The 488-nt window shown below is 68.4% G+C and carries 1 pseudogene; it reads left to right on the top strand.

Annotated features, from left to right (window positions below):
• Nucleotides 1-174: 174 nt before the first annotated feature.
• A pseudogene (locus AC5LUJ_RS17585) lies at nucleotides 175-488 on the top strand (histidine kinase); the annotation flags it as partial.

The raw sequence follows: 488 nt of genomic DNA, 5'->3' as shown, positions 1-488 counted from the left end.
TGGGGTGGAGACACAGTGATCGACTGTGGCGGTCGTCGACGGTGATGTCGCGGTAATGTCGTTGACAGTCGCGGAGGGCGCTGTGACGATCACTCTGTGAGAATCGAGGGGGTGGCAGGACGGGCTTTTGTGCCTCGTCCGCTGTCTTTCCGTGCTCTGCTGACGCCAACGTTGGTGGTGTATCTCGCGGTCGGGCTCGGGGTGCTGCTCGGGGTGGCCGGGCTGGTGTTCAAGGTGCGGGACGGCTCGAATCCCGCCGCGGGCATGGTGCTGGGGGCCACCGGCGGTTTCCTGTTCCTCGCCGCCGGGGCGGTGGCGCATACCCGGCGGCCGGCGAACCGGGTAGGGCTGCTGATGGTCCTGGTCGGCGCCGGTTTCTTCGCCGAGGATCTGCAGGTGTCGCGCACCCCGGCGATAAGCACCGCCGGACTGCTGCTGGTCCGGGCGTCGAGCGGGTTCGCCGCGCATCTGCTGCTGGCCTTCCCGAG

The sequence above is a fragment of the Protofrankia sp. CiP1_Cm_nod3 genome (assembly GCF_982290655.1).
The sequence above is the reverse complement of the archived record's forward strand: the minus strand, read 5'-3'. Positions and strand labels throughout refer to the sequence as shown.